Genomic DNA, 25,429 nt, shown 5'->3' on the forward strand with positions numbered 1-25,429 from the left:
TAAGAGAAATAAAAAAAGAGATAATACTAAACCAATAATAGCTGAAAGTTGAATACAAAATAGTAATTAAAATAATTGAGATAGGTGATTACATGAAAGAGAAAACTAAGAAGAGTAAGAAAACTAAAAAGAGTAATAAGTATAGTAAAAAGGTAAATCCTACTAAGAGTTTTCAAAGAAGAATGCCTGCCAGAAACAAGAGAATGGTAGCAGAATGTTTAGGCGTAGATAATATGGGTAATGGTATTGTAAAAATAAATGAGCAAGATGTTGCAGTTCCTAATTTGCTTAAAGGTGAACGAGCAATTATTGAGATTATTAACAAACCAAAGTACACTACTGGAAAAGTAGTGAAAATTAAAAAATCATCGATGTTAAGGTCTAAGCCAAAATGTGTACATGCCGCCTCATGTGGTGGTTGCCAAATACAACATATGAATAAAGATGCTCAAAAAGAGTTTAAACAAAATATTGTAAAAAGCTTTTTAGGCAAGTATGGTAAAGTTAACGATATTATTGCTATGGAAGATCCATATAACTATCGTAATAAAATCCATGCCACATTTAAATATGGAAAAGATAAAAAGATTATATCTGGCATGTACGAACAGTTTAGCCACTGGGTAATTGAAGTAGAGCAGTGTTATATTCAGGATTCCGTTGCCGATAAAATTTTGGCAACAATCAGAAGCCAAATGAATAACCTTAAAATAATGCCTTATGATGAAGATTCAGGCGAGGGATTTTTAAGACATGTGTTAATAAGAACCGGATTTAATAGCAAGCAGGTAATGGTAGTTTTAGTTGCTTCAACTATCGAGTTTCCGAAAAGAAATAACTTTATTAGTGCACTCTTAAAAAAACATCCAGAGATTACTACCATTGTTTTAAACATTAATAACGAAAAAACAAATTTAGTATTAGGTAAAGAGCAGTCAACATTATACGGCAAAGGTTATATAGAAGACTCTCTATTAGGTTGCAAATTTCAAATTTCGCCTAAGTCTTTTTACCAAGTGAATCCTATCCAAACCGAAAAACTTTATAATAAGGTAATAGAAATGGCTGAATTTAAACAAGATGAAGTTGTTTTGGATGCCTACAGTGGTATAGGAACTATTGGTTTAATAATTAGTAACAAAGTAAAACAAGTCTTAGGTGTAGACCTAAGTAGAGCTGCTATCAAAGACGCCCGTAATAATGCCGAGATAAACGGCATTAAAAATGTGCGTTTTTACCAGGGTGACGCTGGCAAATTTATGTTAGATAGAATAAAAGACAATAAAAAAATAGACACAATAATCTTAGACCCCCCACGCAGTGGTAGCGATGAAAAGTTTTTAAGTTCCTTAGGTCAGCTAAAACCTAATAAGGTTATTTATATATCATGTAACCCAGAAACCCAAGCCAGAGATATATCACAGCTGGTAGGTTATGGTTATGAGGTTAAAGAGATTCAGCCTGTGGATATGTTTCCGCAGACTGTGCATGTGGAGTGTGTTGTTAGGTTGGAAAAGCAATAGGGTTGGGGGTTGCTTTCAATCCACGGTTGCTTCCATAATTGTTCCATCTCTTCGTCGAACAAAAAAATATCCAAAAACATATATTAGCTCATATTATGTTTGTGGATATTTTTTTTACTCCTAAATCTGAAACAATTCTGAAAGCCACGGCAGAATGGGGGTGGGAGGTGGTTCGTGTAGTACCTATTAATACAATTATTAATGAAGGTGAACTTTTAAAGGATTAGAAACTTAAAGCTAGTTATTGGGAGTAGTAATAATAAAATTAAAATATTAATGTGTATTCTATATTTAACCAAAATATATTGTGATAGAATGAAACTCGGGACATAACACTAAGCCTCAAAAAAATAAATAAAGATAGTTCCCGTCTAGCTATGTGGCTAAGGCTAGAATTACATTAGATAAATAGAGTTAATCAAAAGCAATTGACAATGCTGAGTTCATTTACAATGAAAAGGTATATAGCACTGTCAAAAGGTAAAGAGTGGCAAATAAATAAACTCAGAATAATAGCAGAAGTAGAAGAACAGTTATATCTTTGGATTTAGATAGTTAAAAAAAGTACTAAAGGGTAAGAAAATTAAATAGTTTAAAAATGAGTAGAGAACAATTGTTAAATTATTTGAAAGAAGGGTAGCTAATGTGTTTTAATCAGATTTATGAAGGTAATGAGATAAAAAATATTGAAGATTTATCTAAAATTATAAATGAGTTTAACGGATTTACCGGTAATTGCTATGCTGATATTGTAGTATTTCGTGGACAAAAAAATATTTCATGGGATATTATTCCTTCAGTTTTTCGTGACAATTTAGTAGTCTATGAAAGTCAAATTATTAAGGATTTAATTAAGAGAAACTATCATGAATTTGCAGGATACAGTAATATTAACATTTTAACCAAATTACAACACTACTCTGCACCAACGAGATTAATAGATGTGACAACTAATCCTTTAGTTGCTCTATACTTTGCATGTGAAGATAACCAGGTTGATGGAAGTTTATATATAATAGGTATGCCTGTTTTATCTTCTATAAATTATGTTAATCTACTTGCATTTATTGCTAAAGAAGATAAATTATCAATTAATAGTAAACAAGCAATTAGAATCTTTAATAAGTTTTTCCCATTTTATGATGAAAAAGATGACAGTGAGAAAGTATCTTTATTAAAGTTCTATTTATCAAATAGTTATTTGTTTTTTCCAGAAATAAATACACAGCGATTAAATAATCAATCAGGTGCATTTATAATTATGGGAAACCTGATAGAAACTATACCATACAATAAAAATAAAACTGTTGACACATTAGAAAGATATTATAATCGCAACTTTAAATATAATTCTAAAGAAAACCCTTTAGTTACACTTCCTAATGCAATAAGAAAATATAAGATTCCAAAAGAGAACAAGTCTGAACTAAGAAGCTTGCTAAATATATTTGGCATTAATGAAAGCACTTTATTTCCTGAACTAGAATATAGCTGTAGATATATCAGTCGGAAATATAAGTTAAAGCTTACTTCTTATAAATAGTAGTCTTACATCAAGAAAAAGGACAACCTATATAAATGAAATCTATAATTAAGTTATACAGCAAGGGATAATTATGAAAATTATGTGGTATTTACATATTGCAGTCATTATGAGTTCAAGTTAAATGGTATTCAATAACCATGAAGAAAAAAGCTCTAAAAGCTATATATCAGAGAAGAGAAATCTATAAAAAGTTCAGTCCAGTTTACATTGATGACTAATCAGCGATGGATAGAAAATTTTAATGATTTTCCAGAGCTTCATAGCTTGGTAAATTACTCCCAAAAAAACCTGTAAAGGCGTATAGAAATAAGGTTTGCTATATGCTTGATACGTGGAAATATGTCGGAGAAATAGCAAGAACATATTAAAATAGAGCCAATTAATATAGTAAGCAGTAAAAAATAACTGAAAAATTTTAATTAAGTATTCAGTCAATTTTTATTATTTGATTAAAGGTATTTAGTTGGTTTATTACAGCTTTTAATACTTGAAAGCATATTTTGGCAGTATGTAAATCAGGTGAAAATCCTGTGTTCATTTGTTCATATGGATGTATGTAGTTTCTAAAGTCCCTTAATGCATGACTAAATTTTTTTACATCATCTTTTAGAATTCCAATTTCATATGCACTATCAATAAAATTATTTAGAGTCCAATTGGGAAATTTTTTAACTTTACCATCTGGTTTTTTTGGCGCAGATTTTGAAGTGTTAAATTTTTTAGGATTTGAACATGCTGTATTAAGTAATAGTCCTTCAAGTATACTTCCACATAAAAATATTACTGATAAAGGAGCATTTGAATTTAGGCATTTTTTTACTTCTTCCATTCTATTTTCTAAAATTAATCTAACACTTTGGTTTAGTCCAAGCTTATCAAAAGATATATAGGAAAATTCTTTCTCAAGAAATGTATTTTCATCATTTATAGAATTTGAAGAATATCCATCTAGCCAATCTATTTTATCCTTTTTTACAAAAGTGATATTTTTATTTTTTCTAACTACATTCCAACCGTCAAAAGATAGATATTGGTTAAAATCTTTAATGCATGTATCTAATTCTTGGATTTTATTCACAAAGTTGATTGGTGAAAATAGATTTTTAATACATTTATCTAATTCTGGAGTACCATTGATTTTTTTTAGTTTATCGTCAGTATATAACCATCTAGATGGAAAACCCTGTCCGTAAGAATCAGAAAAACCAATTTCGTTAAAAAAATCAACAAGTTGTGGTCCTGATCTGTATTGTGTTTCTTCATTAATTAAAATTCTAAGCTTTTCTAAAGTTTTTTTATTTAAATTCATAAATTATCCTCCTTATGATTTATATTCTATCGTCATCCTCATCCACAAAATAACCTTCAAACTCACATTCCAAAGCTTCAGCAATAGCTTCTAATTCAATCGTAGAAAAACCATCCAGATTAAACTTATTAGTTAGAATTCTGATTTGAAGTGCCTAATTTGTAGTTTAATTTAACGATAGTAAAATTTTTTGAGATAGAGAGCGTTGGTACTTTCAGCTGAGTAACTACGAATAAAGTTTCTTGCAGAGTTGCTTCAATATAACTTTTTGAAACATATTGACATCTACAATCGCTATAAGTAAATACTGGTTTAGCTATTTGAAGTTAACTTTTGCCAGGGTTAATTGGTAAAAAAATTACAAATTAATTTAATGATTGAAGATTTTAAAAGGCGAATTGAGATATACCTCTAATTCGCCAGATAAATTTAATAAATATTTACACAAAAAACTTGACAAGTGCCATCAAATCATACATTATATTTCTTTTATTTAGATGCTTTTAAAAATACTGTATTGCTATTTAAGAATGGTTTGTTTAAAACTTCTACTCTGGTAAAACCGACATAACTTAATAATTCAATTTGATGTTTTATTGTGAGTGGTATATCAATATGTACAAAAACATCATCAGGAATGTTGTATTTTTTTCTACGTTTTTCAGAGTATTCAAGACAAATTTTCTCATACTCTTCATCTTGAGCCATATAGTCAAGTTCATAATAAAATCCATTATCTTTAGTAGCATGATAAATTTTACCGTATATTTCTTTTTTCTTATCGTACTTAAAATGGTGCAGTGTTTGAACAGATAAAACTACATCGTATTGATTTTTTTCAAAAGGATATTTGAAATAATCAGCATTAATTAGCTCAATATTTTTATCAATAAATTTTTGTCTAAACTTATCAAGCATGGCATTGCTAATATCAATTCCTGTTACGTTTATGTTTGGATATTTATTAAAGATAAAATTAAACTCAAATCCACTTCCACAGCCGATATTAAGCATGGTATTAAATTTATTTGGAAGATAATTGGGGATTATTTTATAATCATCCCAAAATTCATCCATACGCAATTTATCATAACCATCTGAACGTTTATTAAAAAATGTTCTTATCTCTTCTACTGGTTGATCAATTGCTTTATCTAGCCATTCTTTAGTTTCAGTGTATTCTTTAATCATATTATCTTTGTTTCTATAGTTTAGTTGCATAATAAAAAACTCCTTCTCTTAATATAACTACAAGAAAATAGAGTTGCTAAAAAGATGTATTTCAAAGGCAATACACAATAGAACAAGCAAATCTATAATCACACAACAAATACAGGTCTATTTTGACTGAGTTTCATGTTTATCATAAATTAATAAATGCTTATTATTTTACCATTGGATTATTACCTTTCTTTAATAATATCAGTATAGAATAATTTCCTCTTCATGTAAAGTAAATACATCGCAGTCAGACTAACGCCAATTTTCAGTACTATTGTTAGGAAAGTAGCTAATCATTAAAAAGTCATTGAAGTTAATATGTAATAACAATTAGTAGGCAATTGAGAATCTCTAGAAATACGAAAAGTGGATTATTATGAGAAAAGATATTGGTATACCTATAAAATTAATGCCAACTAATATTTTTACGTGAGAATAAATCCAACGTTAAATAAACAAATCCTGCAATTGTATTAATATATTAACCAAAACTGCATTAGGAGTACTTGGAGTAACCTGTCTTGCTAATAACGAATCCATTTATGCAGAGTGGATACTGCGATTTTTAATTTTACTGCTATTACACTTATTGTTTTTTTAATCTATGTATTTAAAAATGCCCGACAAAATAACTTCAATCGGGCATACGAGTAAATAAATCTTACTAAATGATATGTGTATTTATAATGGACAAGCATATGGTATATAATCTCAGCTTTAATTGCTAGACGGCAAAGTTTGCATGAGGGCGAAGAAATGTTTAGGATCACCGGTACTAAAATATTCATACCAAGATTCCAGTGTGTCTGATTGAAAAACACCTAAATGTTCAATAATTTGTTTCGCCCACAACAAAGCACCGGTGGAGCTTGCAGTAATAAGGTTGTTGTCTGCTACAGATGGTTTATCTATATAAAAACTTTGTCCTTTATAACTAGCAGAAACCATTTCCAGAAATCCTGGTCCATTACTGGTATGTGGACGCTTATCCAATAATCCATAGTTGGCAAGTGCAGCGGTAGCCCCACAGATTGCACACACCGTAGCGCCTAAAGAGAGAAATTGGCTTGCTTTTTCAATGATAGCGCTATGCTTTGGGTCGTTCCAGGTATCTGCGCCCGGTAATAACAACACGTTTGTTTTACTCACAACAATATCATCAATTAAGCAATTGGGCACTATTGTCATGCCTCCCATTGTATTGATTGGTTCTTTTGAACAACTAACCGTTTTAAGCAATACACGTTGCTCTCCCTTCTTGAAAAACCGACCAGAATTTAACTCCGAAATAACATGCCCCAGTTCCCAGTCCGCTAAAGTATCAAGAACGTAAACATAAATTGTAAACATAAATTTCCCCCATTTTCATTATTTTTTCGCCATATTAACTGCTCAATTAATAGCTTATTGATATTGTTAATAATATCCTTGTAATTCTTTATTATGTCATTTTGAATAACAATTATTACAAGGCTTTTTGCATAGTTTCTCCTCCTAAAAGGTAGATTGATTTACTTGCTTTTTTATTGTACTATTTAATTGTTGCCAACATTATGGCAACAATATAAAATAACTTAAAGAAATTTTGGAAGGCTATTAAATGAAAATAGACAGACTTGTTAGCATTATTATGATTCTTCTTGATAAAGAGCGGATAGGCGCACAGGCGTTAGCAGATATGTTTGAAGTTTCACCCCGCACAATCTACCGCGACATAGATACTATCAATATGGCGGGTATTCCTGTCCGCTCAACATCTGGAGTGGGTGGTGGCTTTGAAATTATGCAGAAATACAAGATTGATAGAAAGGTTTTTTCTACTGCTGACCTTTCTGCTATCTTAATGGGACTTTCTAGTCTATCCAACATGATACGAGGTAATGAACTGGTAAACGCTCTTGCGAAAGTCAAGAGTTTTATTCCTGCCGACAGGGCAAAAGACATTGAATTAAAAGCAAATCAAATATATATAGATTTAAGTCCGTGGATGGGCAACAGGAATATACAACCATACTTAGAAATTATCAAAACAGCTTTACAGGATAGCAAGCTGCTTTCGTTTGAATATGCAGACCGCTATGGAAATAAAACCACACGAACAGCAGAACCGTATCAGCTTGTATTGAAAAGTAGTCATTGGTACTGGCATGGCTATTGCCATAAAAGAAATGATTTTCGCTTATTTAAACTATCTCGTATATCAAACCTGCAAATACAAGAGGAAATATTTACGCCACGAGATTATCAAAATCCGCAGTTAGATTTTAGTGATATTGTGGCAACTATGCAAACAAAAATCAAAATTCGTATTCATAAATCTGTTATGGACAGGGTACTTGATTATTGCACTTCTGAACACTTTACGCCAGATGGTGCTGAGCATTACATTGTTAGTTTTCCTTTTATAGAGAACGAATACTACTACAATATTCTTTTCAGTTTTGGGGATAAATGCGAGTGTTTAGAACCGTTGCATATCCGTGCAGAAATGAAGCGTAGAATACATGATATAGCTATCTTATACGAAAACTAGTAAAAGGATTGTATTCTCATTACAGATTATCTGCCCAGGATGTGATTGCCTGCCAATCACGAAAGTCGCCTTCGGTAGCTTTTACATTTTTAACAATCCACTTTTCAAAAGGATTCAACGTTTTCAATACCAGTTTGCCACCAAAGCAGGTAATTTCTTGAGGACGTATACGTTCAATAACCGGTTGTAAAGATTTAGGATAAAAGCGACCGTTTATTTGTTCAATTGGATCTCCAGGACTTGTAGGGCCACAGATATAAAGCCAAACAGGCAATTTTTCCAGTGATGCGATGTTCTTCTTTAAAAAACCTACGGCTTTTTTATGCCAAAAACCAATATAAACCGAACTGCCGAGAATAATTTTATTGTATGGAGTTAGATCTTTTACTTTACCAGCATCTAACACATCTATCTTAAAGCCTTTTTGTTTGAGTCTTTCACCGATTTTTTCAGCAATCTCCGCAGTTGAGCCTCTTTTTGAGCCATAAGCCACTAATACTTTTTTATTCACTGGTTACCCCTCCTTTGTAAATATCATGAGCGCATCCCGATATGAACGCTAGAATCAAAAACAGTAGTCCAGCACCCAAAGTAGAAACCATTATTATGCTGATGATGTTTGGATTAGATACGCCGGGTACAAATCCAAATATAGCGATTTGTAGCGCAAAAAGTATCAACACAGTGCTGGCAATTAGGAAAGGTCGCCACAGCTTTGATAAAAACCTGCGCATAGTTGCCGGTAGAACTTTTCGCCACCAGTTAAGAGGACTGTGAATGCACGTAGACATTGCCCATGCAATCATAAAGAACACTACCTGACCTATTCCACCACCAACTAAAAATAACAAGATAAATAACGACAGAAATACTGTAGATGCATGTTTTTTATGCATAAATCCCCATGACCAGATAATGACGGCAATGCCAACCAACATGGCTGCAATACCGGTTATCAGAAAATTTGGAATGATAGTAAAGGCTGGTTCATTTCCATACAGCCACATTCTGTTTGCTTCACCAATAGCATGAATTACATAACCATTTGTTGCTTTATTACCTTGTAGTGCTTCAAAAAAACCATGCCCTACTCCACCTATACCAAAAGTGACACCGAGCGTGGCAACAATTGTTTGAATTGCACGATTGATGTTACCCTGTATCGATTTGTTTGTTTTTATATTTATCATTTATCTATCACCTTGGTTTGTCTGGATAATACATGATTAATCATTTGGTTAATCTTTTGCTTTCGCATCTTTTCATTTGCAAAATCCGTGTCCAAATACCTGCTATAAAGCTCTGGTTCAAGTACAATATGGTGAAACGGAATCATTAATTGCATGGCGATAATATTTAAATCCGATTCATCTAACTCAGTCATTATCTCTTTCAGTATGGGTATGACTAATTTACAAGAGTTCTGACATCCGGATTTAAGTTCTTGTGAAATAGCTATTTTGCATATACTAGGATATTTGAATGCCGCATCCGCTGTAGAGAACAGTATACTGCGTAGTCTTGTTTGTGCATCGGTATCTGCACGGTTATTTGGATTTAATTTCTCAATAACATCACCCATTAGTGACCCTACAACTTGACTAAGCAGATTTTCTTTTGACTGATAATAATAATTGATAAGCGCAAGATTCACACCGGCTTTTAATGCAATCTCTCGTGTTGTTATTTGCTTATCGTTTTTTCCCTCAAGCACTAATTCCATTGCAGCTTGAAATACCTTATCTTTAGCTTTTGATTTATTTAGGTTCATATTATCATACCTTTATTAAACGTTATTTAAACATGTTTTAATCATGTTTAAATTCATGATACATCATACAATAATGATTGTCAATAAATTTTGAATGATTGATTGCTATCCCTAAAGGTAAAGTGGTACAAATGGTAAAAAGATAATAGATTAAATAACTATAGATAATTCGTTAAAGAATAAACAGAACATAATTATCCAAATATCCATGCTTTTAATGGGTACTCATAAGCGTTTAGAAAAATAAAAAACCACTTACCAAAAGGATAAGCGATTTTTTATAGTGTCGATAGTTCCATATAGAAATATAAATTTTATTACATTTAAGTTAGTAAGTAGATTATATAGAAATTTGCATATTTGCATAGATTGATAAATAATAGTTTATGGTTTAGAATATTAATAAGGCTAATGATGGAAGTTTAGCAGTCAAATATTGAATAGCCATACGTTTTTTTGAATAATGATTACGATTGATTTTGTTAACTATTATATGTAGTCAGTATAATTTGATGTATAAGGAGAGATATACTAATATGAATTTGGTATACATAAATATATGATAGCAGTTATTGGAACCAAACAGACAAATGAATTAATTAATAACATTATAGGTGGTAGAAGAAAAGATTTTGATATTGAGTACTTTAACTATACAAATTTGAATCAAATTGAGGCTATCATTCAAAATGATAATATTGAAGGGATTTTATTTAGTGGATTTATTGGCTTAAAAGCATACGAATCACTTGAGAGTAGAACTAATGTACCTTATGATATGATTGGTTCTAATATGATATCTTTTGTAATGTATGTATTGGAAATTCTTTTAAAATATAAAGAATACAGTCTAGAAGAAATTTATTTTGATTATATTGATCTATTGAAACAGTTTTCACCGGATTTTTACAATATGTTTCCTGAGAAACTTGTGAGGTCGGTTAAAACTTTTAAATTTGATAAACTAGAGAACTTCACAAGAGAGAATATATATAATGATATAAAGTCAAAATATGAAGCGGGAGAAATAAAAGTAGCTGTTGTCTCTGCAGCTAAGATTTCAAAAGAGTTAGATGAGTTGGGTATCTTGTATCATATTAATACAATGGTCTATGAAGACGACCTGATCTCAAGTTACAATAGACTGATTAAAGATGTAATTCAACATAAACTTAATACACTTAAATACTTTACTGGAGTAATTGAAATTGATGAAGAACATCAAAAATTATTTTTTGAGAAGGGTGTATTCAATAATATTGCTAAAACTAAAGATGACAAAGTAATAACTTTTAGGCTGAAATCAGATGAAATTATTATAAGTCATGAACAAGTTTATTATAAAAAAATACTTGAATTTTGTTGCTTTGAGAAAATACGATTTGGTATTGGAATTGGTAGAACTGAAATTGAAAGTGAACATAATGCCTTTAGAGCTTTAAAATATTCTAAAACTTTTAATAGTAATCAAGGGTTTTTACTTACAGATGCAAGAGATATTTACGGTCCCATAAATCATGAGAATTGCCTTAAAATAAATGAATATCAGTTAGAGTCATGTTATGAGTATTCAAGAAGTGTTGGAATAAAGAGCTTTAATTATTGTAGACTGCTTGCTTTGTATGATAAGAAAACATTGCTTTCTACAGAAGAAGTGAGTGAACACTTGAATATAGCCCATAGAAGTAGCAATAGAATACTAACAATTCTAGAAAGTAAAGGTATTATAGAATTAAGTAAGTCACCCGTTAAGAGTAAAGTTGGAAGACCACAAAAAAAATATAGATTAGTGAAATAACCTGGATATCCAGGTTATTTTTTATGTGAGGGATAGGCTATGAAACAAGTCTTAGAGAAAATATATTGGTCTGGGGAATACAAACTAAACCTAGTAATAGAGTAGGGATAGCCCTGTGAGAGGAAGGTAATTGAATTAAATAGTAATATTTATATTTGTGTGATTTAGATGCATTGGATTAAATAGGTTTAATTTACTTATAAATGCTTATTAAAAAGACTTATATTTAAAATAAGTCATAAAAAGCTTGTAATAATATAATTTATGATATAAAATTAATTTGAGTCATAAAATACATTGTTAAAAGGGGAAAATATGAAAAATGATCAAAGCATGAAAAAAGTTACTGGTTTTGAAATCTTTCGATATGGTTTTGGAGGATTCGGAGTTAATTTGATGTATATCCTTGTTTCAAGTTTCATTATTTATTTTTTAACAGATGTAGCAGGTGTTTCTGTTGCAATGGCAGGTACAATGTTTTTGTTTTCAAGAGTAATTGATGCATTATTTGATCCAATTATAGGTGCATTATCAGATCGTACAAAATCAAGATGGGGAAGATATAGACCTTTCATGATGTTTGGCTCTATAATAGGAGCTTTAATTTTTATTCTGTTATTTACTGTTGTAAATTTTGATGAAACAGGTAAAAATGTTTATTATTTTGTTGTTTACTGTTCTTGGTCAATTGGCTACACCTTAATGGTACTGCCGTATCAATCTATAGTTTCAATTGTTGCTAAAAATAAAGCCCGTAGAAATTTAATGGTTATGTCATCTAAGTTGTTGACGGTGCCTGCAGGTCTAATTGCATTTAATGTTTTTACTATTATAGGTAAAATGGGTGGTGGAGCTGAAGCATGGCAAAAGTTAGCCATTATTTTATCATTATTAATAGTACCAAGTATGTGGATTTGCGCCAGCTGTGCAAGAAGGTTTGATACAAAAGAAGCTGCTGAAAAAGCAATGTTAAAAGCTGATGGTAAGAAGTTTTCATTTAAAGAACAGTTAAAAGTTGTTACAACTAATAAGGCTTTGTTATTATTAATTATTGCTTTTTCAACAAATAATTTAGCAGATTCATCTATTAAGGCAGTACAATCATATTTTGCAAAGTATGTTTTAGGAGATATGAGCTTTATAGCTAAAGTCGGTAATACTGGAATGATGCTCTCTATAGTGGCAATGATTCTAGTTCCGTTAATTGCCAAAAAATTCGCAAAAAAGGACATATTTATTTTCGGAACAGTTATTCATATTACTTATCCGATTGCTCTTCTTATTCTTAATCCAGCTACAAACTTAGGATTGATTACTATTTTAGCAATTTTAAGTAGTGTTGGTGGAATGATTTGTAACATAGCAGCATTTATGATGCTTCCTGACTGCGTAGATTTTGGTAAGAAATTGACAGGCTTAAAGAGTGCTGGCATGGTAACATCTGGCTTTACATTTTCACTAAAAGCCAGTGCAGCAATTGGTGGTACTTTAGCAAGTTATGCATTAAGCATTGCAGGTTTTAAGGCTAATGTAGTTCAGAATAGTGCAGTTCTAACTGCAATTGTACTATGTATAGCGATACCAGCAATTGGTTCTGACATTGCATCTTATTTTGCAATGAAAAAATATCCAATTGATGAAAGAACAGCAGATTTTTTAGAATAAGTAGAATAGGAGAAATATATGAAATATGAATGGAGAGAATCAAATAAGCAACCTTACTTATATGTTGAAGCGACTAATCAGTTTGAGTTAGGTGTTGGTCTTGGACAAAATTTGACTAAACAAATTACAGCAACTCAAATGGTTTTTGAAAAAATGATATCTAATACTAAAGGCACTCCAGCTGAGAAGTATTTGAATAGAGAGATTTTAAGTAATATGGTAGGTGCTTATATGCAGTATGTTCCTGAACATGATCTTGAGGAAATTAAAGGTATGCATAAAGGTTATGTAGAAGCTACTGGTGAATCACTTACATTGGATGATTTTAAATTCCAATCGGTAATGATTAATGTAATTTATCAGTTTATGTCCAAAATGCCACCTGAAATGAGTTTGCAAGGTTGTACAAATTTTGGTGTTGTTAACCCCGATGGAACTATTGTACATGGTCAAAACTATGATGCAGATGGAAGAATGAAGGCTGGTAATGCATTTGTTCATCATAAATTGAAGGGCGAACCCGAAGCTTTTCTGTATAGAACTGGGGCAGATTTAGGTACAGCCACTGGTAAAAATGAAGCCGGTGTTTGTATGACTGTTAGTGTACTTCAATCAAATCAAGTTGCACCAATCATGAAGCCAAGAGGGGTGTTAGTAAGAGAAGCAATGCGACAAAACACTGCAAGGGCAGCCGTAGATGCCATGATTGACGATAAGGGACAAAGTCCGTTTTCCTATAATTTAGTGATTAGTGACAATACTTCAATCATAGCTACCCAAGCTATTCCAACTGAGCAAAGAATGACATATGTTAAAAATCAAATTGTTCAATCAAATCAATATGATTATTATGATTGGATTAAGTATTTAAAAAAACCAAGTTACTCGAAGAAAAGACACTTATACTCAGAAAATTTATTAAACTCAATATTCTCTAGGTATGGAAAAGTAACGAATGAGGATTTACTAGAAATATTAAGAGATAAACCCATAATATGCCGTCAGGCTATTGATGACGGTATTGGTACAACGATACTGTTCTTAACTAGAGAGTCTTTTGGACATGGGAATGCAAGTGATTCTACAATAGGAAAATTACCATTTTAGGAGTTAGATATGTTTAAACATTTAAATGATAATAAGATAAAATATGCAAAAATGAGCGATGAAATTTGGGACAATCCGGAGTTAAAATTTAATGAACACGTTTCTAGCCAAGTATTAATAAAGGAACTTGAACGAGAAGGCTTTAGTATTGTTAAAGGTGTTGGAAAGATGGAGACTGCCTTTGTTGCTTCATATGGCTCAGGCCATCCTTATATAGGATATTTAGGTGAGTACGATGCTTTAGATGGACTGTCACAAGTAGAAAATAGTACTGAAGAAAAAAAACGAGAGCATTTTAGAACTGGCCACGGTTGTGGTCATCATTTACTTGGAGTAGGTTCCTTAGCTGCAGCTGTAGCATTAAAGGAATACATGAAAGAACATAATATAGTTGGAACAGTAAAATACTATGGTTGCCCTGGTGAAGAGGGGGGATCTGGTAAAGCGTTCATGGCTAGAGAAGGTGTTTTTGATAATTTAGATGTTGCAATAACATGGCATCCAGGATCAGTAAACAGCATGTTTTCAGTAGGCACACTTTCAAATATACAATGCTATTTTAGGTTTAAAGGAAAGAGTTCACATGCTGCGGTATCTCCTCATTTAGGTCGTAGTGCTTTAGATAGTGTAGAATTAATGAATGTAGGAGTAAACTATCTGCGTGAACATATTATTCCAGATGCCCGAGTACACTATGCTGTAACAAATAGTGGTGGTAGTTCACCGAATGTAGTGCAAGCTGAGGCAGAAGTTTTATATTTGATTAGAGCACCTAAAATTTCACAAGCATTAGATATTTTAGAAAGAGTTAAGAACATAGCTAAGGGAGCCGCTTTAATGAGTGAAACGGATGTGGAGGTTGTATTTGATAAAGCATGTTCAAATATTATTCCAAATTCAATTCTTAGTGAAGTAATGAGTGACATTGGGCGTAAGTTAGAGCCAATTGATTTCACCGACAGCGAAAGAAAATATGCAAAGAATTACATTGAAACTCTATCTAAACAAGAGCAAAAAAGTAATTTATTGACAATGAAAATGGTTGGCTTAAATGATTCAAAGATATTGCAGGAATTACAAAGTGAGTTATTTACACTATTCTTACCCTACGTGCCAACTAATAAGATAATGCCTGGATCAAGTGATGTTGGTGATGTTTCATGGATTGTACCAACCGTGCAATGTATAACAGCTTGTTATGCAAATGGCACACCTGCGCACAGTTGGCAAATGGTTGCTCAAGGAAAGGCTTCTATAGCACATAAAGGAATGATTAGAGCATCTGAGATAATGTTTAAAACTGGAGTTGAGTTGCTAAGTAATCCCAATTTAATCATAAAAGCAAAAGAAGAACTTGAAACCAAATTGGCAGGTGAAACATATACTTGTCCAATACCTAATTCTGTAGATCCAAATATTTAATTAATAATTTATATGTAGATGCTACATTCAGGTGATACATTTCTATGCAAATAGCTTTGTGTCTCAAATTAGAAGGTGTATTGAAAGGTCTGTACCAGCAATCATTGCATTGCTGGTACAGATGGTATATCCAATCCTGTTGCTAATCGATATAAAAGTTCTTCTGGATTTTTAATATTATTTTGCTTAGTATACTTTTCATATGAAATACTGCTAACCTCTTTACTACAAAACCAGGTCTTTACCCTCAATGATTCCCTTGATCTTATATTTCTAATAACCCTTTCCAAGAGAACTCAAAGGGTAAATTTCTTTTGATTCGTACCCTAAAGTGCTAGTGTTTACTGCTTTTAATTCATAGCTTGCATCTTGAATGAACTATAAAAACTCGTCAAAGGTTTTCAGCGTTTGGCAAGCACATTATCTATGTTTGTCTTTAATTATGTCAAGGCACGTCTTCTTGAAATAGAATGGTAATTACTTTATGCTTCGTTGTGTTACAATTAAAGCAAAAACAAGAAGAGGGATTATGATGCCAATAAAAAAATATGATAAACCAAATAAAACAATTCAGTGCATTAGACTCCTAAAGATACTTAAGTCAAAGAAATACGTTAAAAAAGCAGAGATAGCATACCTCTTAGGAGAGGAAACTACAAGAAATATCAACAACTATAAAAATACATTGTATGATGCAGGTTATCCGATTTGCTATAAGCCAGGAAAAAATGGTGGTTATACTTTAGAATTTGATGCAATGCTGCCAAGTATGAAAATGAATGCCTTCCAGTTAAAATCACTAAGCGTGGCATATGAATACTTATTAAAGGAGAGTAATGTGCCAAATAAAAACACATTGCTAGAATACCTTGGTAATGCATTTTTAGAGAATGAGAAGACATACAGTAATGATGAACTAGCTCTTTATGGTCATTTTCCATTGAGTATGCCTCCAGAGCAGATTGAAAAAAGGTACTACATAATCCAGACAGCAATAGATTCCAAAAAAAAGGTAAGAATATTATATAAGGGTTACAAACAGGACAATTATAAAGTCATTCATCCATATAAGCTGTTCAAGTATTCAAATTGGCTTGTTTTTGCATGTGATGAAAGTGTTTCAAGTAAGAAGTATTCAAGATTTAATAAGTTTAAACTGCATAGAATGAAAGAAATTGAGTTGTTATATGATGAGTATACTAAAGATACTAACTATAATGAAGATGATTACTTCGACAATCAAGGAACGAAAGAAGACTCTACTCATGTAAAACTTAAGATTTATGGGCGTATGGGACGAATGCTGGATGAAAAGATATATGGACAGAATCAGGTTGTTACGTGTCTTAATTCCAAACAGCACATTTACTTATTTGAAGCAGACATGCGTAACTCATTAGTAATAAGAAAATTCATCCTTTCTTTTGGTTCACGATGTGAAGTCATTGAACCAGCAGACATTAGATATGAAATAGTTACTGAAGCAAAAAGAACACTACGTTATTATGAAAAATCCGAAAAAAAAGATAAATATTATTTTACAGAACAATCTTTATGTAACAAAGAGGGATATGATGTTGTTACAAATGATGAAGAGAGGGCAGATAAAATGATTATCAAAGGAAAATATAGTGAAGCTATTGTTTATACAGACGTAATTGAAGAAGGCGCAATGAATCAAATAAAAGATATTTGTGACATTGAAGCATTCGCTAATTCTAAGATTAGAGTTATGCCAGATGTTCATCAGGGAAAAGGTTGTGTTATAGGATTCACAGCAAATTTGGGAGAGAAAGTAATACCGAATATTGTAGGAGTGGATATCGGATGTGGAATGTTAACTGTGAAACTGGGGAAAATCGATATTGATCTTGAAAAACTTGATGACTATATCAATAAAAATATTCCAAATGGCAAGTCAATTAATCAGCACAAACAGGTTGATTTCATGCCAGTATTAGAAGACTTAAAGCTACTCAAAGATACACGGCAAGATTTAAAGAGGTGGAATAGAGCAATAGGCTCTCTCGGTGGAGGGAATCACTTCATTGAAGTAAATATCGATGAGGATGATAACAAGTATCTTGTTATTCACTCTGGTTCAAGAAATCTGGGACACGTCGTTGCAACTCATTATCAGAACCAAGCTATAGAGTATCACTCGGGATATGATAATGAGTATCTTAAAAGTAGACAGGAATTGATTGATACATATAAACGAGATGGTAGAAGAAAAGAAATCCAGAATGCAATTGTTGATTTAAAAGTGAAATTCTATAAAGATAAGAAGCTTCCAGATGTGATGTGTTATTTGGAAGGAGACAAGAGAGAAGAATACCTACACGATATGTCAATTTGCCAGCGTTTTGCGGAGCTTAATAGAGAGGTAATTGCGAAACGGATTTTGAATTATATGTTTGGTCACGATGCTTTTCAAAGATTCCAAACAACTCATAACTACATTGATTTTGAAGACAACATCGTTAGGAAAGGTGCCATAAAAGCAGCAATAAACACTGAAGTTTTGATACCTATAAATATGCGTGATGGATCTATTCTTGCGGTAGGTAAAGGGAATGACGAATGGAACTGCTCTGCTCCGCATGGCGCCGGAAGGTTAATGTCGAGAACGAAGGCGTTTGAGTCAATCGAGTTCAAAGATTTTAAAGAAGAAATGAAAGGTATTTACTCAACTTCTGTTACACCAAAAACTATAGATGAAGCTCCTATGGCGTACAAATCAATAGAAGATATTATAGATAATATTGAAGATTCAGTAGAAATTAAGGCGATACTCAAGCCAATTTATAACTTCAAGTCGCAAAATTAGTTAATTAAAGACGCTAACAGCAATAAATACACCTTTTAAGTGAATAAATGCGTCTTGTTAAATGGTGAGGTAATGTATCTTGCTAAAGATATATACACATTCAAATGGTAGTGAGTACATTAATCAGTATCATGTACTTTGGTGGTTCGATTCCACCACCTCACCATATTTTGGATAGTGTAGCTCAAATGGTAGAGCGCTACATAAAAAAGATGTCTTGTAAAAGACGTTAACAGCAATCAACCTTTAGACGTAGATGTTGCAAGTTCGATTCTTGCCACTATCCACCTATTTATATGAGAGGAATAGATATGAAATTTCTTAATGTCTTAAAAGACAAACTAAACAAAACAAGTACTTTTAACGGTGCTAAGGCGTTGAAATCGACCAATTCTGGTCTTGTTGATTTATTTGGAAGTATTGGTTCGTTGAGAAATAGAAATGAAGTTGATATTGAAAATCTGTTTTCTAAAGCATTTTCAGAGGATAGTTTATTGGCAATGAAGATACTATTCTACGCAAGAGACATTAGAGGTGGATTAGGTGAACGAAGGGTATCAAGAATTCTTTACAAGCATTTGGGTAAGGTATATCCCGATATACTAAAGCAGAACTTAGGACTAATTAGCCACTATGGCCGATGGGATGATCTAAATGTTTTATTAGATACTAAACTACGTTCATATGTTATTGAAATCATAAATATACAACTAGCAGTTGATTTACAATCAGATGTACCATCATTACTTGCAAAATGGCTTCCTAGCATAAATACATCTTCTAACACAACTAAAAATTATGCAAAGATAATTATGGAAGGTCTTAATTGGAATGCAAAAAAATATAGACAAACACTATCGGCTTTAAGAAAGAAAATTGATGTTTTAGAAGTGAAAATGTCAGCAGGTATGTGGACAGAAATTGATTATAGAAAAGTACCTTCAAATGCTATGAACCTTTATAGTAAAGCATTCATTAATAATGATGAAGAACGCTTTAAAAGTTATATTGAAGCTGTAAAAAGTGGCGACGAAAAGATTAATTCCTCTGTATTATATCCATATAACATAACAGAAAAAATTCTATATGGTAAGACGGATATTAATATTAATGTATTAGAGCAACAATGGAATAGCATGCCTGATTTTGTTTTAGGCAATACCAATAATGTTATGGTGATGGCGGATGTTTCAGGCTCTATGTTTGGTCGTCCTATGGCTACATCAATTGGACTTGCATTGTATTTTGCTCAAAGATCAAAAGGAGCGTTTGCTGGACATTTCATGACTTTTAGTGAATCACCATCTATTATTCAAATTACTGGAGATACTTTATATGAGCAGGTTAGAATGGTATTGAGCAGTAATTGGGGGGTAAATACTGATTTTGAAAAAGCTCTTAGGATTATTCTTGATACAGCTGTTAGAAATAATCTTGAACAAGCAGAATTACCAAAAACTCTGATTGTTGTAACTGATATGCAGTTTGATCGAAGTATTCAAAACACTAATAAAGACTGGACATTCTATAAGAAGATGAAGAGAATGTATAGCAGAGCTGGTTTCACAATTCCAGAGATAGTGTTCTGGAATGTAAACAGTATGAGTAATGTTTTTCAAGTCTTAAATAGCTGTGAAGGCGTTAAATTAGCAAGTGGTCAATCTGCATCAGTATTTAAATCAATTCTTAACTCTCGAGCTATGACTCCTTATGATTTTATGTTGGAAGTTTTAAACGATGAAAGATATAAGCAAGTTGTTGCCTAGGAGTAGTAAAAAATGAGTAGTCAAACTTAAACTAAAGCTTGAAGGTGGGCCAGATTTTAAGAGTAAAGTGCCTGTCATTGTGAGAAAGATCAAAAGAGATAGGATTTAATTATAAAATTAGATACCTATCTTTTTTATCTTTAATAAAAGCATGGCAATGGTACTTGTATACTAAATAAGCTACTTTTTACTATCACTTACTAAACTTATTTTTTATATGTAAACATGACAGCTCCTTATCAAGCCATACTTCAATATCATGGCTTATATCAAGTATTGAATCATCTAAAGAAAAGCTAAATCCATGACAACCTTTTTGGCAAGGTTCTCCGAATAATTTTTTGTTGCAACCATAACCTCGGGAGATTTTCTGCTGTAAAAATAATGGAAACGTATCAATAACATCAGAGTACAAGTGAGTTTTTTGTGCCTTAATGAGGATTCGGTAACCAGAGTCATGCGCAGCTGAAAACGTCCATATTTCTTTATTCTTATGTGAGTAAATAAACCGAACACCAAGATAAAATACATCCACTCTGCATGTTAATCCTGCGTTTAAATAACGCTGATGTAGCTTCAATGCAAAATCCTGTACAGCTTTAGGCAATGGGGTAACAAAATCTTTCAAGATAGAAATGGTTTCTGTTTCTTCATCTTTTAAAACTCTATAATCACAGCGTAAGAATATATCATGATTACCCTTAGAATATAAATCTTTTTGGGCAATTGCCATGGTCTTTAAACCAATAAACATAACAGGATTATCTGGATATGAAATCTTAAGTGACGTGGTTTTTGATATATCTAACCTTCGTGCATCTAAGTCAATACCATCAAAATAAATACCGCAACAATTTAAAAATTTTAAGGCTTTAAGTAGTTTCGGACCAGAAATTTTGGCTTTCAGCTGCCTGCCTTCAGCACCTATGACAGAAGTAAGGGTTTTTATGTCATTAATTAATATTGACTCACCGTTCTCAATGAGTTCTCCATGATAACCTATATTGAACAATATGCTTTTAACGTTGTTCAGGAATGGATAACTCACAGGTAAACTTTGATGAGAAACATTACTCTGTGTGTTTGCTTTGTCATATAAGCTACCGTCATCAATTAAAGAATCGCAGATTAAATAGAGAAGATCTCTGAAAGCAAGAACTCCGTTTCGTATATTTTCTTCTCCTGAAACAGATCGAAACATAGCTTTAAGAGAATATGTTTTTGGTATGGTTGGTGGAATAATATTTTTTATATATTTAGCCATATCACTAATAGTATATTGCATTAAATCACTCCTCAATCTTACTTATTTTTAGCTTCCTGAAATATTGGGTTTGGATTAAAAAGCAATAAGTTATTGATCTTGTTTTTCTCTTTAATAGGAAATAATAAATCAAGTTGCAAATCGTTCATATTACTGCCATTTTTTATAAAATTATAATAATTCAATGTTTCTTCAAACCCTCCTCCTGAAACAGTTTCTAGGCAGTCACTGTCATATTTATCGCTTGCATTAACCCAATCGTTTAATAAACGCCAGTCTTGGAAGTCCCAAGTCCTTAACACATGTGCAGCGTATAAACCACCGTTAAAAGTTCGTTTTAATAAAGGTGCAGGTAACTCTAGGTCGTTAGGAATAGATACCCACGCCTCATATGCAAGGGAAGTTTCTCCGAGTGTTCTTGTCTCTTTAGAGCAATCAAAACCAAAACTACGGGCGTCGGGTTTAATATTTAGCAATCCACTTTCTCTTACAAATTGTGTTATTGTAGCATTCGCCTTGCCTTCGCAACCTTCTCCTGTTGCATAAGCAGCAGCAACAGTCATGGGTGGCAGATATACAATCCGCACATCTTTGTCTGCCAGTTTGTTTAAAACTTCATTTGGCTCATTTAATTCTTCCAGCGATATCTTTTCCTTAATTTTATTTTCACAAAATGCAAGATTACTAACAATGGCAAGCATGGTTTTGTCGTTTAATACTTCAAGTTTCAAATATACATCTGCTTTTTCTTTCAGCTCATCTACAAAGCGCATTAATATCGATTTAAGAGTAGATATGGCTGTTATTTCTTGATCTAGTTCACTTATTTTCCGACTAAATATCTCAGTGATCTCTAAAGCATTTTGGTTATTGAGAATATCTTTAATCTGCTTCACCGGAATTTGCAACTTACGTAAGATGATGATTTGTTGCAGTCGTTGTATTGCATTTTTGTTATAAACCCTGTACGCATAATTATCTACGCGACTACTTTTTATCAGTCCCATTTCTTCATAATAAGATAACATTCTTCTCGAAACACCGTAATCCAATGAAACTTGTCTTATAGTTTTTAATTCCATAAATTTACCTTTCTGTTTCCTTGATATTAAGTATAAACCGTTACACGGTGTACGAGTCAAGGGGTAATTAATAGAAAAGAAACCTTAGAGTTGAAGTAAGTGATTTAACCTATATAAATGTAAAACATGAAAGTAGGATTATATATGATACTTTAGAATTGTATAACCTGATTTATTAGCTTATAATCAATAATGTATAGGTATAGGATTTATTGGTTTAATAATTAGTGACAAAACGTTCGTAATAAAAATTTATGTTAGATAGAATAAAAGACATTAAAAAATAGATACAATAGGTAAAGACACCATGTAATCCCCATTTTAGATAGTGATTAGTCTTTTGTTTTTTTGCACGTAGAACAACGCCCAGTATGTAGTAATGACCTTTCATTTGCATGAAATTTCAAGGTGATTTATGGTAGAATGTGAATGTATAGGTAGAGCAATTGTAGAAGTCTTAAAAGTTTTGAAAGGATAATGATATGAAAAATAAGCTATGGATAATTTTAGTTGTATTAGTATGTGTGGCGATAGGTTTTATATATAATATGTTTTGGGGAAGTTTATTCACAAGAATGAAAATAGATAAGTTTGTTAAAGAATATACAGAACATAATTATCCAGATATCCATGCTTCCAATGCTTCTTATGATTTTCTAAACGGGCATTATATTATACCGTTGCAAGATGAAAATAATAATAGAATAAAATATGAGGGATTAAGTGAAGTATTCTCAAATAATGTAATGAATTTTAAATACGCTAATAATATTTTTTATGATGGGATAGAAAGATATAGAGTTCTAGATGAAATATGTAAATTAATGCCACTAAAGCTACATGACATAAGTTTAAACTATAATAATTCAACATGTAGTGTACTGTCCTGTATAGAAACTAAAAAGAGTTTACTATCTATTAAAGAAGTAGAGCGATATGATATTGTAAGAATTAGAATACATGATTCTTATGAAATTTCAGAAGACGATTTTGCTAATATTATTATGGATATATATACTAAAATTAATAAAATAATAAAAAATAGTGCCACGAGTGAAATTCAAGTTACATATATTACAAATAATAATCGCTTTAAAGTAGCAATTAAAGAATTTAATAATGGATTAACGAAAGATAAAATTATAAAGAATATATATAATGTTACTTATGAATAATTTAATGATATTTTTGTGGTAAATAACGACACTAGAATTAATTTTACTTATAGTTTTTTAGTTTATAACTGTTAGCTAAAAAGTAAGCAGGAGGTAAGAATGAGAAAGGGCTATGATTGTATTACTGAGTTTATTTTTATGGAGGATCAAATTGAAAAGGCAGATGTAATACTTGTACCAGGGGGCAGTCATAAACAATTAAGTCAGAAGGCTGCTGAACTATATAATAAAGGGTATGCCAAATACATTCTGTTTTCAGGTGGTCACAATAAGCATTTACCCGATAATATGTCGGAGTTTGAGTTCCTAAAGGATGAAGCAGTACGCTCAGGTGTACCTGAAGATGCAATATTAAAAGAAGATAAAGCATCACATACATTTGAAAATGCCAAGTTTTCTTTAGAGGTTTTAAAGAAACATAATATTATTGCACAAAAAGCAATTTTAGTATGTAAAAACTTGCATGCAAGAAGAGCATATTTATCCTACAAAATGTATTTTCCTAAAGACGTTAAATTCATAGTGCAACCTATTATTGATGGAAAAGAAATTAGAAAAAATAATTGGTTTCTCTTTCAAGACAAGACAAGTAGAGTTATGAGTGAAGTCGTAAAAATTGGCAAGTATTTTGAGGAACATATGTCAAAGTTGATATGATGCTTTTAATAAATTTTCATTTTGTATAACAAAGTGCTTGAGGGAATTCTCCTAGCTCTATTAATATTTGGGAACAGTCGTTAACTCTGTAGATAGATTTAGGATAGGAGCAAGAGCAATATATGAAAAAGAAAATATTTATTACTGCAAAACCTAGAACAGGAAAGTCGACAGCAATAAAGAAGGTTGTTGACTTAATAGGAAAAGAAAATTGTTATGGATTTTATACTGAGGAGATTAGAATTGACGGGAAGCGTGAAGGCTTTAAAATCATAACTATGGATGGGCGAGAAGGTATCCTGGCTTCAACTCGATCAGAGAGTAAAGTAAGACTTAGTAGATATGGTTTAGAGTTGGATACTTTTGAAGAACTTTGCATATCTTCAATAACAAATCTACCGAATACAGATAAATTAATAATAATTGATGAAGTTGGTCCAATACAGATGTTTTCTGAGTCTTTTAAGAAGACGCTAATAGAAGTAATTAAAGAGCCAAATCCAATTATTGGAACAATTTTCTTTAAGGATCATCCGTGGATTGATGAGTTTAAGAATAGAGCAGAAGTGTCATTGATAGAAATAACCTTTGATAATAGAGATGAAATACCTAAAAAATTGATAGAAGGTTTTGAAATTAGTTAAATCAAAGTTGCGATCTTTTTGAATATTCCTTGAAACGTAATGAAAAACAAGTCTTCTGATTATCTATCTTAACAAACATATAGTTAATAATGCATAATTATTTAATGTAATAAAAA

The 25,429-nt window shown here is 31.7% G+C and carries 21 protein-coding genes and 1 tRNA gene; 13 read left to right on the forward strand and 9 right to left on the reverse strand.

Annotated features, from left to right (window positions below; genetic code table 11):
* The first annotated feature begins 92 nt into the window (after positions 1 to 92).
* Both rlmD and IMX26_RS17150 read left to right on the forward strand, forming a co-directional pair.
* Entirely contained in the window at positions 93 to 1,523 is a 1,431-nt protein-coding gene (rlmD, locus tag IMX26_RS17145) for a 23S rRNA (uracil(1939)-C(5))-methyltransferase RlmD (protein ID WP_243259217.1), read from the forward strand.
* Between the two features lie 643 nt (positions 1,524 to 2,166).
* Positions 2,167 to 3,066 (forward strand): FRG domain-containing protein, encoded by a 900-nt coding sequence (locus IMX26_RS17150; protein ID WP_195159577.1) that lies wholly within the window; start codon positions 2,167 to 2,169, stop codon positions 3,064 to 3,066.
* Between the two features lie 430 nt (positions 3,067 to 3,496).
* Here the strand turns inward: IMX26_RS17150 and IMX26_RS17155 are convergent, their stop codons facing one another.
* The 3 genes from IMX26_RS17155 to IMX26_RS17165 form a co-directional block, all read right to left on the reverse strand.
* Positions 3,497 to 4,378: a hypothetical protein gene (locus IMX26_RS17155; protein ID WP_195159578.1), complete on the reverse strand. Its 882-nt coding sequence runs from the start codon at positions 4,376 to 4,378 to the stop codon at positions 3,497 to 3,499.
* 489 nt (positions 4,379 to 4,867) lie between these two features.
* Positions 4,868 to 5,599 (reverse strand): class I SAM-dependent methyltransferase, encoded by a 732-nt coding sequence (locus IMX26_RS17160; RefSeq protein ID WP_195159579.1) that lies wholly within the window; start codon positions 5,597 to 5,599, stop codon positions 4,868 to 4,870.
* A gap of 717 nt (positions 5,600 to 6,316) precedes the next feature.
* The gene (locus tag IMX26_RS17165) at positions 6,317 to 6,949 is read right to left on the reverse strand and encodes a type 1 glutamine amidotransferase family protein (RefSeq protein WP_195159580.1); all 633 of its coding nucleotides are present in this window, start codon (positions 6,947 to 6,949) and stop codon (positions 6,317 to 6,319) included.
* A 250-nt stretch (positions 6,950 to 7,199) separates the two neighbouring features.
* Here IMX26_RS17165 and IMX26_RS17170 point away from each other — a divergent pair, with 250 nt between their 5' ends.
* A complete protein-coding gene (locus IMX26_RS17170; RefSeq protein WP_195159581.1) occupies positions 7,200 to 8,132 on the forward strand; it encodes a YafY family protein in 933 nt (310 codons plus the stop codon).
* A gap of 19 nt (positions 8,133 to 8,151) precedes the next feature.
* On the opposite strand, the gene IMX26_RS17175 is transcribed toward IMX26_RS17170, so the two are convergent.
* Genes IMX26_RS17175 through IMX26_RS17185 form a run of 3 tightly spaced genes read right to left on the reverse strand, consistent with a single transcriptional unit; the run spans position 8,152 to position 9,903 of the window.
* Positions 8,152 to 8,643, reverse strand: a complete 492-nt coding sequence (locus IMX26_RS17175) for a flavodoxin domain-containing protein (protein ID WP_195159582.1) — start codon at positions 8,641 to 8,643, stop codon at positions 8,152 to 8,154.
* Positions 8,636 to 9,322 carry a hypothetical protein gene (locus IMX26_RS17180; RefSeq protein ID WP_195159583.1) on the reverse strand — a complete coding sequence of 229 codons (687 nt, stop codon included), beginning with the start codon at positions 9,320 to 9,322 and terminating at the stop codon, positions 8,636 to 8,638. The genes IMX26_RS17175 and IMX26_RS17180 overlap by 8 nt, the downstream gene beginning before the upstream one ends.
* Complete coding sequence (locus tag IMX26_RS17185) at positions 9,319 to 9,903, reverse strand: TetR family transcriptional regulator (RefSeq protein ID WP_195159584.1); 585 nt, start codon at positions 9,901 to 9,903, stop codon at positions 9,319 to 9,321. Before IMX26_RS17185 ends, IMX26_RS17180 begins: the two co-directional genes overlap by 4 nt.
* A gap of 559 nt (positions 9,904 to 10,462) precedes the next feature.
* Here IMX26_RS17185 and IMX26_RS17190 point away from each other — a divergent pair.
* From IMX26_RS17190 to IMX26_RS17205, 4 genes are all read left to right on the forward strand, one after another.
* Positions 10,463 to 11,701, forward strand: coding sequence for a hypothetical protein (locus IMX26_RS17190; protein ID WP_195159585.1), 1,239 nt, complete (start codon positions 10,463 to 10,465; stop codon positions 11,699 to 11,701).
* 315 nt (positions 11,702 to 12,016) lie between these two features.
* Positions 12,017 to 13,366 (forward strand): glycoside-pentoside-hexuronide (GPH):cation symporter, encoded by a 1,350-nt coding sequence (locus tag IMX26_RS17195; RefSeq protein WP_195159586.1) that lies wholly within the window; start codon positions 12,017 to 12,019, stop codon positions 13,364 to 13,366.
* An 18-nt stretch (positions 13,367 to 13,384) separates the two neighbouring features.
* The gene (locus IMX26_RS17200) at positions 13,385 to 14,473 is read left to right on the forward strand and encodes a C45 family autoproteolytic acyltransferase/hydolase (protein ID WP_195159587.1); all 1,089 of its coding nucleotides are present in this window, start codon (positions 13,385 to 13,387) and stop codon (positions 14,471 to 14,473) included.
* A 9-nt stretch (positions 14,474 to 14,482) separates the two neighbouring features.
* On the forward strand, positions 14,483 to 15,895 hold the full coding sequence (locus IMX26_RS17205; protein WP_195159588.1) for a M20 family metallopeptidase: 1,413 nt from the start codon (positions 14,483 to 14,485) through the stop codon (positions 15,893 to 15,895).
* Between the two features lie 101 nt (positions 15,896 to 15,996).
* Here IMX26_RS17205 and IMX26_RS17210 read toward each other — a convergent pair whose 3' ends face one another.
* Entirely contained in the window at positions 15,997 to 16,146 is a 150-nt protein-coding gene (locus IMX26_RS17210) for a hypothetical protein (RefSeq protein WP_195159589.1), read from the reverse strand.
* A gap of 278 nt (positions 16,147 to 16,424) precedes the next feature.
* Here IMX26_RS17210 and IMX26_RS18315 point away from each other — a divergent pair, with 278 nt between their 5' ends.
* The 3 genes from IMX26_RS18315 to IMX26_RS17225 all read left to right on the forward strand — a co-directional run bounded on the left by IMX26_RS18315 (position 16,425) and on the right by IMX26_RS17225 (position 20,491).
* Positions 16,425 to 18,725, forward strand: coding sequence for an RtcB family protein (locus IMX26_RS18315; RefSeq protein WP_195159590.1), 2,301 nt, complete (start codon positions 16,425 to 16,427; stop codon positions 18,723 to 18,725).
* A 172-nt stretch (positions 18,726 to 18,897) separates the two neighbouring features.
* A tRNA-OTHER gene (locus IMX26_RS17220) sits at positions 18,898 to 19,012 on the forward strand.
* A gap of 24 nt (positions 19,013 to 19,036) precedes the next feature.
* Entirely contained in the window at positions 19,037 to 20,491 is a 1,455-nt protein-coding gene (locus IMX26_RS17225; protein ID WP_195159591.1) for a DUF2828 family protein, read from the forward strand.
* Between the two features lie 193 nt (positions 20,492 to 20,684).
* Here the strand turns inward: IMX26_RS17225 and IMX26_RS17230 are convergent, their stop codons facing one another.
* A complete protein-coding gene (locus IMX26_RS17230; RefSeq protein ID WP_195159592.1) occupies positions 20,685 to 21,776 on the reverse strand; it encodes a hypothetical protein in 1,092 nt (363 codons plus the stop codon).
* A 17-nt stretch (positions 21,777 to 21,793) separates the two neighbouring features.
* A complete protein-coding gene (locus IMX26_RS17235; protein WP_195159593.1) occupies positions 21,794 to 22,837 on the reverse strand; it encodes a MerR family transcriptional regulator in 1,044 nt (347 codons plus the stop codon).
* A 482-nt stretch (positions 22,838 to 23,319) separates the two neighbouring features.
* Between IMX26_RS17235 and IMX26_RS17240 the strand changes: the two genes are divergently transcribed.
* The 3 genes from IMX26_RS17240 (at position 23,320) to IMX26_RS17250 (ending at position 25,313) form a co-directional block, all read left to right on the forward strand.
* Positions 23,320 to 24,012: a hypothetical protein gene (locus IMX26_RS17240; RefSeq protein ID WP_195159594.1), complete on the forward strand. Its 693-nt coding sequence runs from the start codon at positions 23,320 to 23,322 to the stop codon at positions 24,010 to 24,012.
* Between the two features lie 99 nt (positions 24,013 to 24,111).
* Complete coding sequence (locus IMX26_RS17245) at positions 24,112 to 24,669, forward strand: YdcF family protein (RefSeq protein WP_195159595.1); 558 nt, start codon at positions 24,112 to 24,114, stop codon at positions 24,667 to 24,669.
* A 122-nt stretch (positions 24,670 to 24,791) separates the two neighbouring features.
* Positions 24,792 to 25,313, forward strand: a complete 522-nt coding sequence (locus IMX26_RS17250; RefSeq protein ID WP_195159596.1) for a nucleoside-triphosphatase — start codon at positions 24,792 to 24,794, stop codon at positions 25,311 to 25,313.
* Positions 25,314 to 25,429 lie beyond the last annotated feature (116 nt).

The organism is Clostridium sp. 'deep sea' (assembly GCF_014931565.1).
In the GTDB taxonomy this organism is placed as follows: domain Bacteria; phylum Bacillota; class UBA994; order PWPR01; family PWPR01.

Coding starts and splice junctions, on each gene's coding strand:
- rlmD (WP_243259217.1), top strand. CDS start 93: ATGAAAGAGAAAACTAAGAAGAGTAAGAAAACTAAAAAGAGTAATAAG.
- IMX26_RS17150 (WP_195159577.1), top strand. CDS start 2,167: ATGTGTTTTAATCAGATTTATGAAGGTAATGAGATAAAAAATATTGAA.
- IMX26_RS17155 (WP_195159578.1), bottom strand. CDS start 4,378: ATGAATTTAAATAAAAAAACTTTAGAAAAGCTTAGAATTTTAATTAAT.
- IMX26_RS17160 (WP_195159579.1), bottom strand. CDS start 5,599: ATGCAACTAAACTATAGAAACAAAGATAATATGATTAAAGAATACACT.
- IMX26_RS17165 (WP_195159580.1), bottom strand. CDS start 6,949: ATGTTTACAATTTATGTTTACGTTCTTGATACTTTAGCGGACTGGGAA.
- IMX26_RS17170 (WP_195159581.1), top strand. CDS start 7,200: ATGAAAATAGACAGACTTGTTAGCATTATTATGATTCTTCTTGATAAA.
- IMX26_RS17180 (WP_195159583.1), bottom strand. CDS start 9,322: ATGATAAATATAAAAACAAACAAATCGATACAGGGTAACATCAATCGT.
- IMX26_RS17185 (WP_195159584.1), bottom strand. CDS start 9,903: ATGAACCTAAATAAATCAAAAGCTAAAGATAAGGTATTTCAAGCTGCA.
- IMX26_RS17190 (WP_195159585.1), top strand. CDS start 10,463: ATGATAGCAGTTATTGGAACCAAACAGACAAATGAATTAATTAATAAC.
- IMX26_RS17195 (WP_195159586.1), top strand. CDS start 12,017: ATGAAAAATGATCAAAGCATGAAAAAAGTTACTGGTTTTGAAATCTTT.
- IMX26_RS17200 (WP_195159587.1), top strand. CDS start 13,385: ATGAAATATGAATGGAGAGAATCAAATAAGCAACCTTACTTATATGTT.
- IMX26_RS17205 (WP_195159588.1), top strand. CDS start 14,483: ATGTTTAAACATTTAAATGATAATAAGATAAAATATGCAAAAATGAGC.
- IMX26_RS18315 (WP_195159590.1), top strand. CDS start 16,425: ATGATGCCAATAAAAAAATATGATAAACCAAATAAAACAATTCAGTGC.
- IMX26_RS17225 (WP_195159591.1), top strand. CDS start 19,037: ATGAAATTTCTTAATGTCTTAAAAGACAAACTAAACAAAACAAGTACT.
- IMX26_RS17230 (WP_195159592.1), bottom strand. CDS start 21,776: ATGCAATATACTATTAGTGATATGGCTAAATATATAAAAAATATTATT.
- IMX26_RS17235 (WP_195159593.1), bottom strand. CDS start 22,837: ATGGAATTAAAAACTATAAGACAAGTTTCATTGGATTACGGTGTTTCG.
- IMX26_RS17240 (WP_195159594.1), top strand. CDS start 23,320: ATGAAAAATAAGCTATGGATAATTTTAGTTGTATTAGTATGTGTGGCG.
- IMX26_RS17245 (WP_195159595.1), top strand. CDS start 24,112: ATGAGAAAGGGCTATGATTGTATTACTGAGTTTATTTTTATGGAGGAT.
- IMX26_RS17250 (WP_195159596.1), top strand. CDS start 24,792: ATGAAAAAGAAAATATTTATTACTGCAAAACCTAGAACAGGAAAGTCG.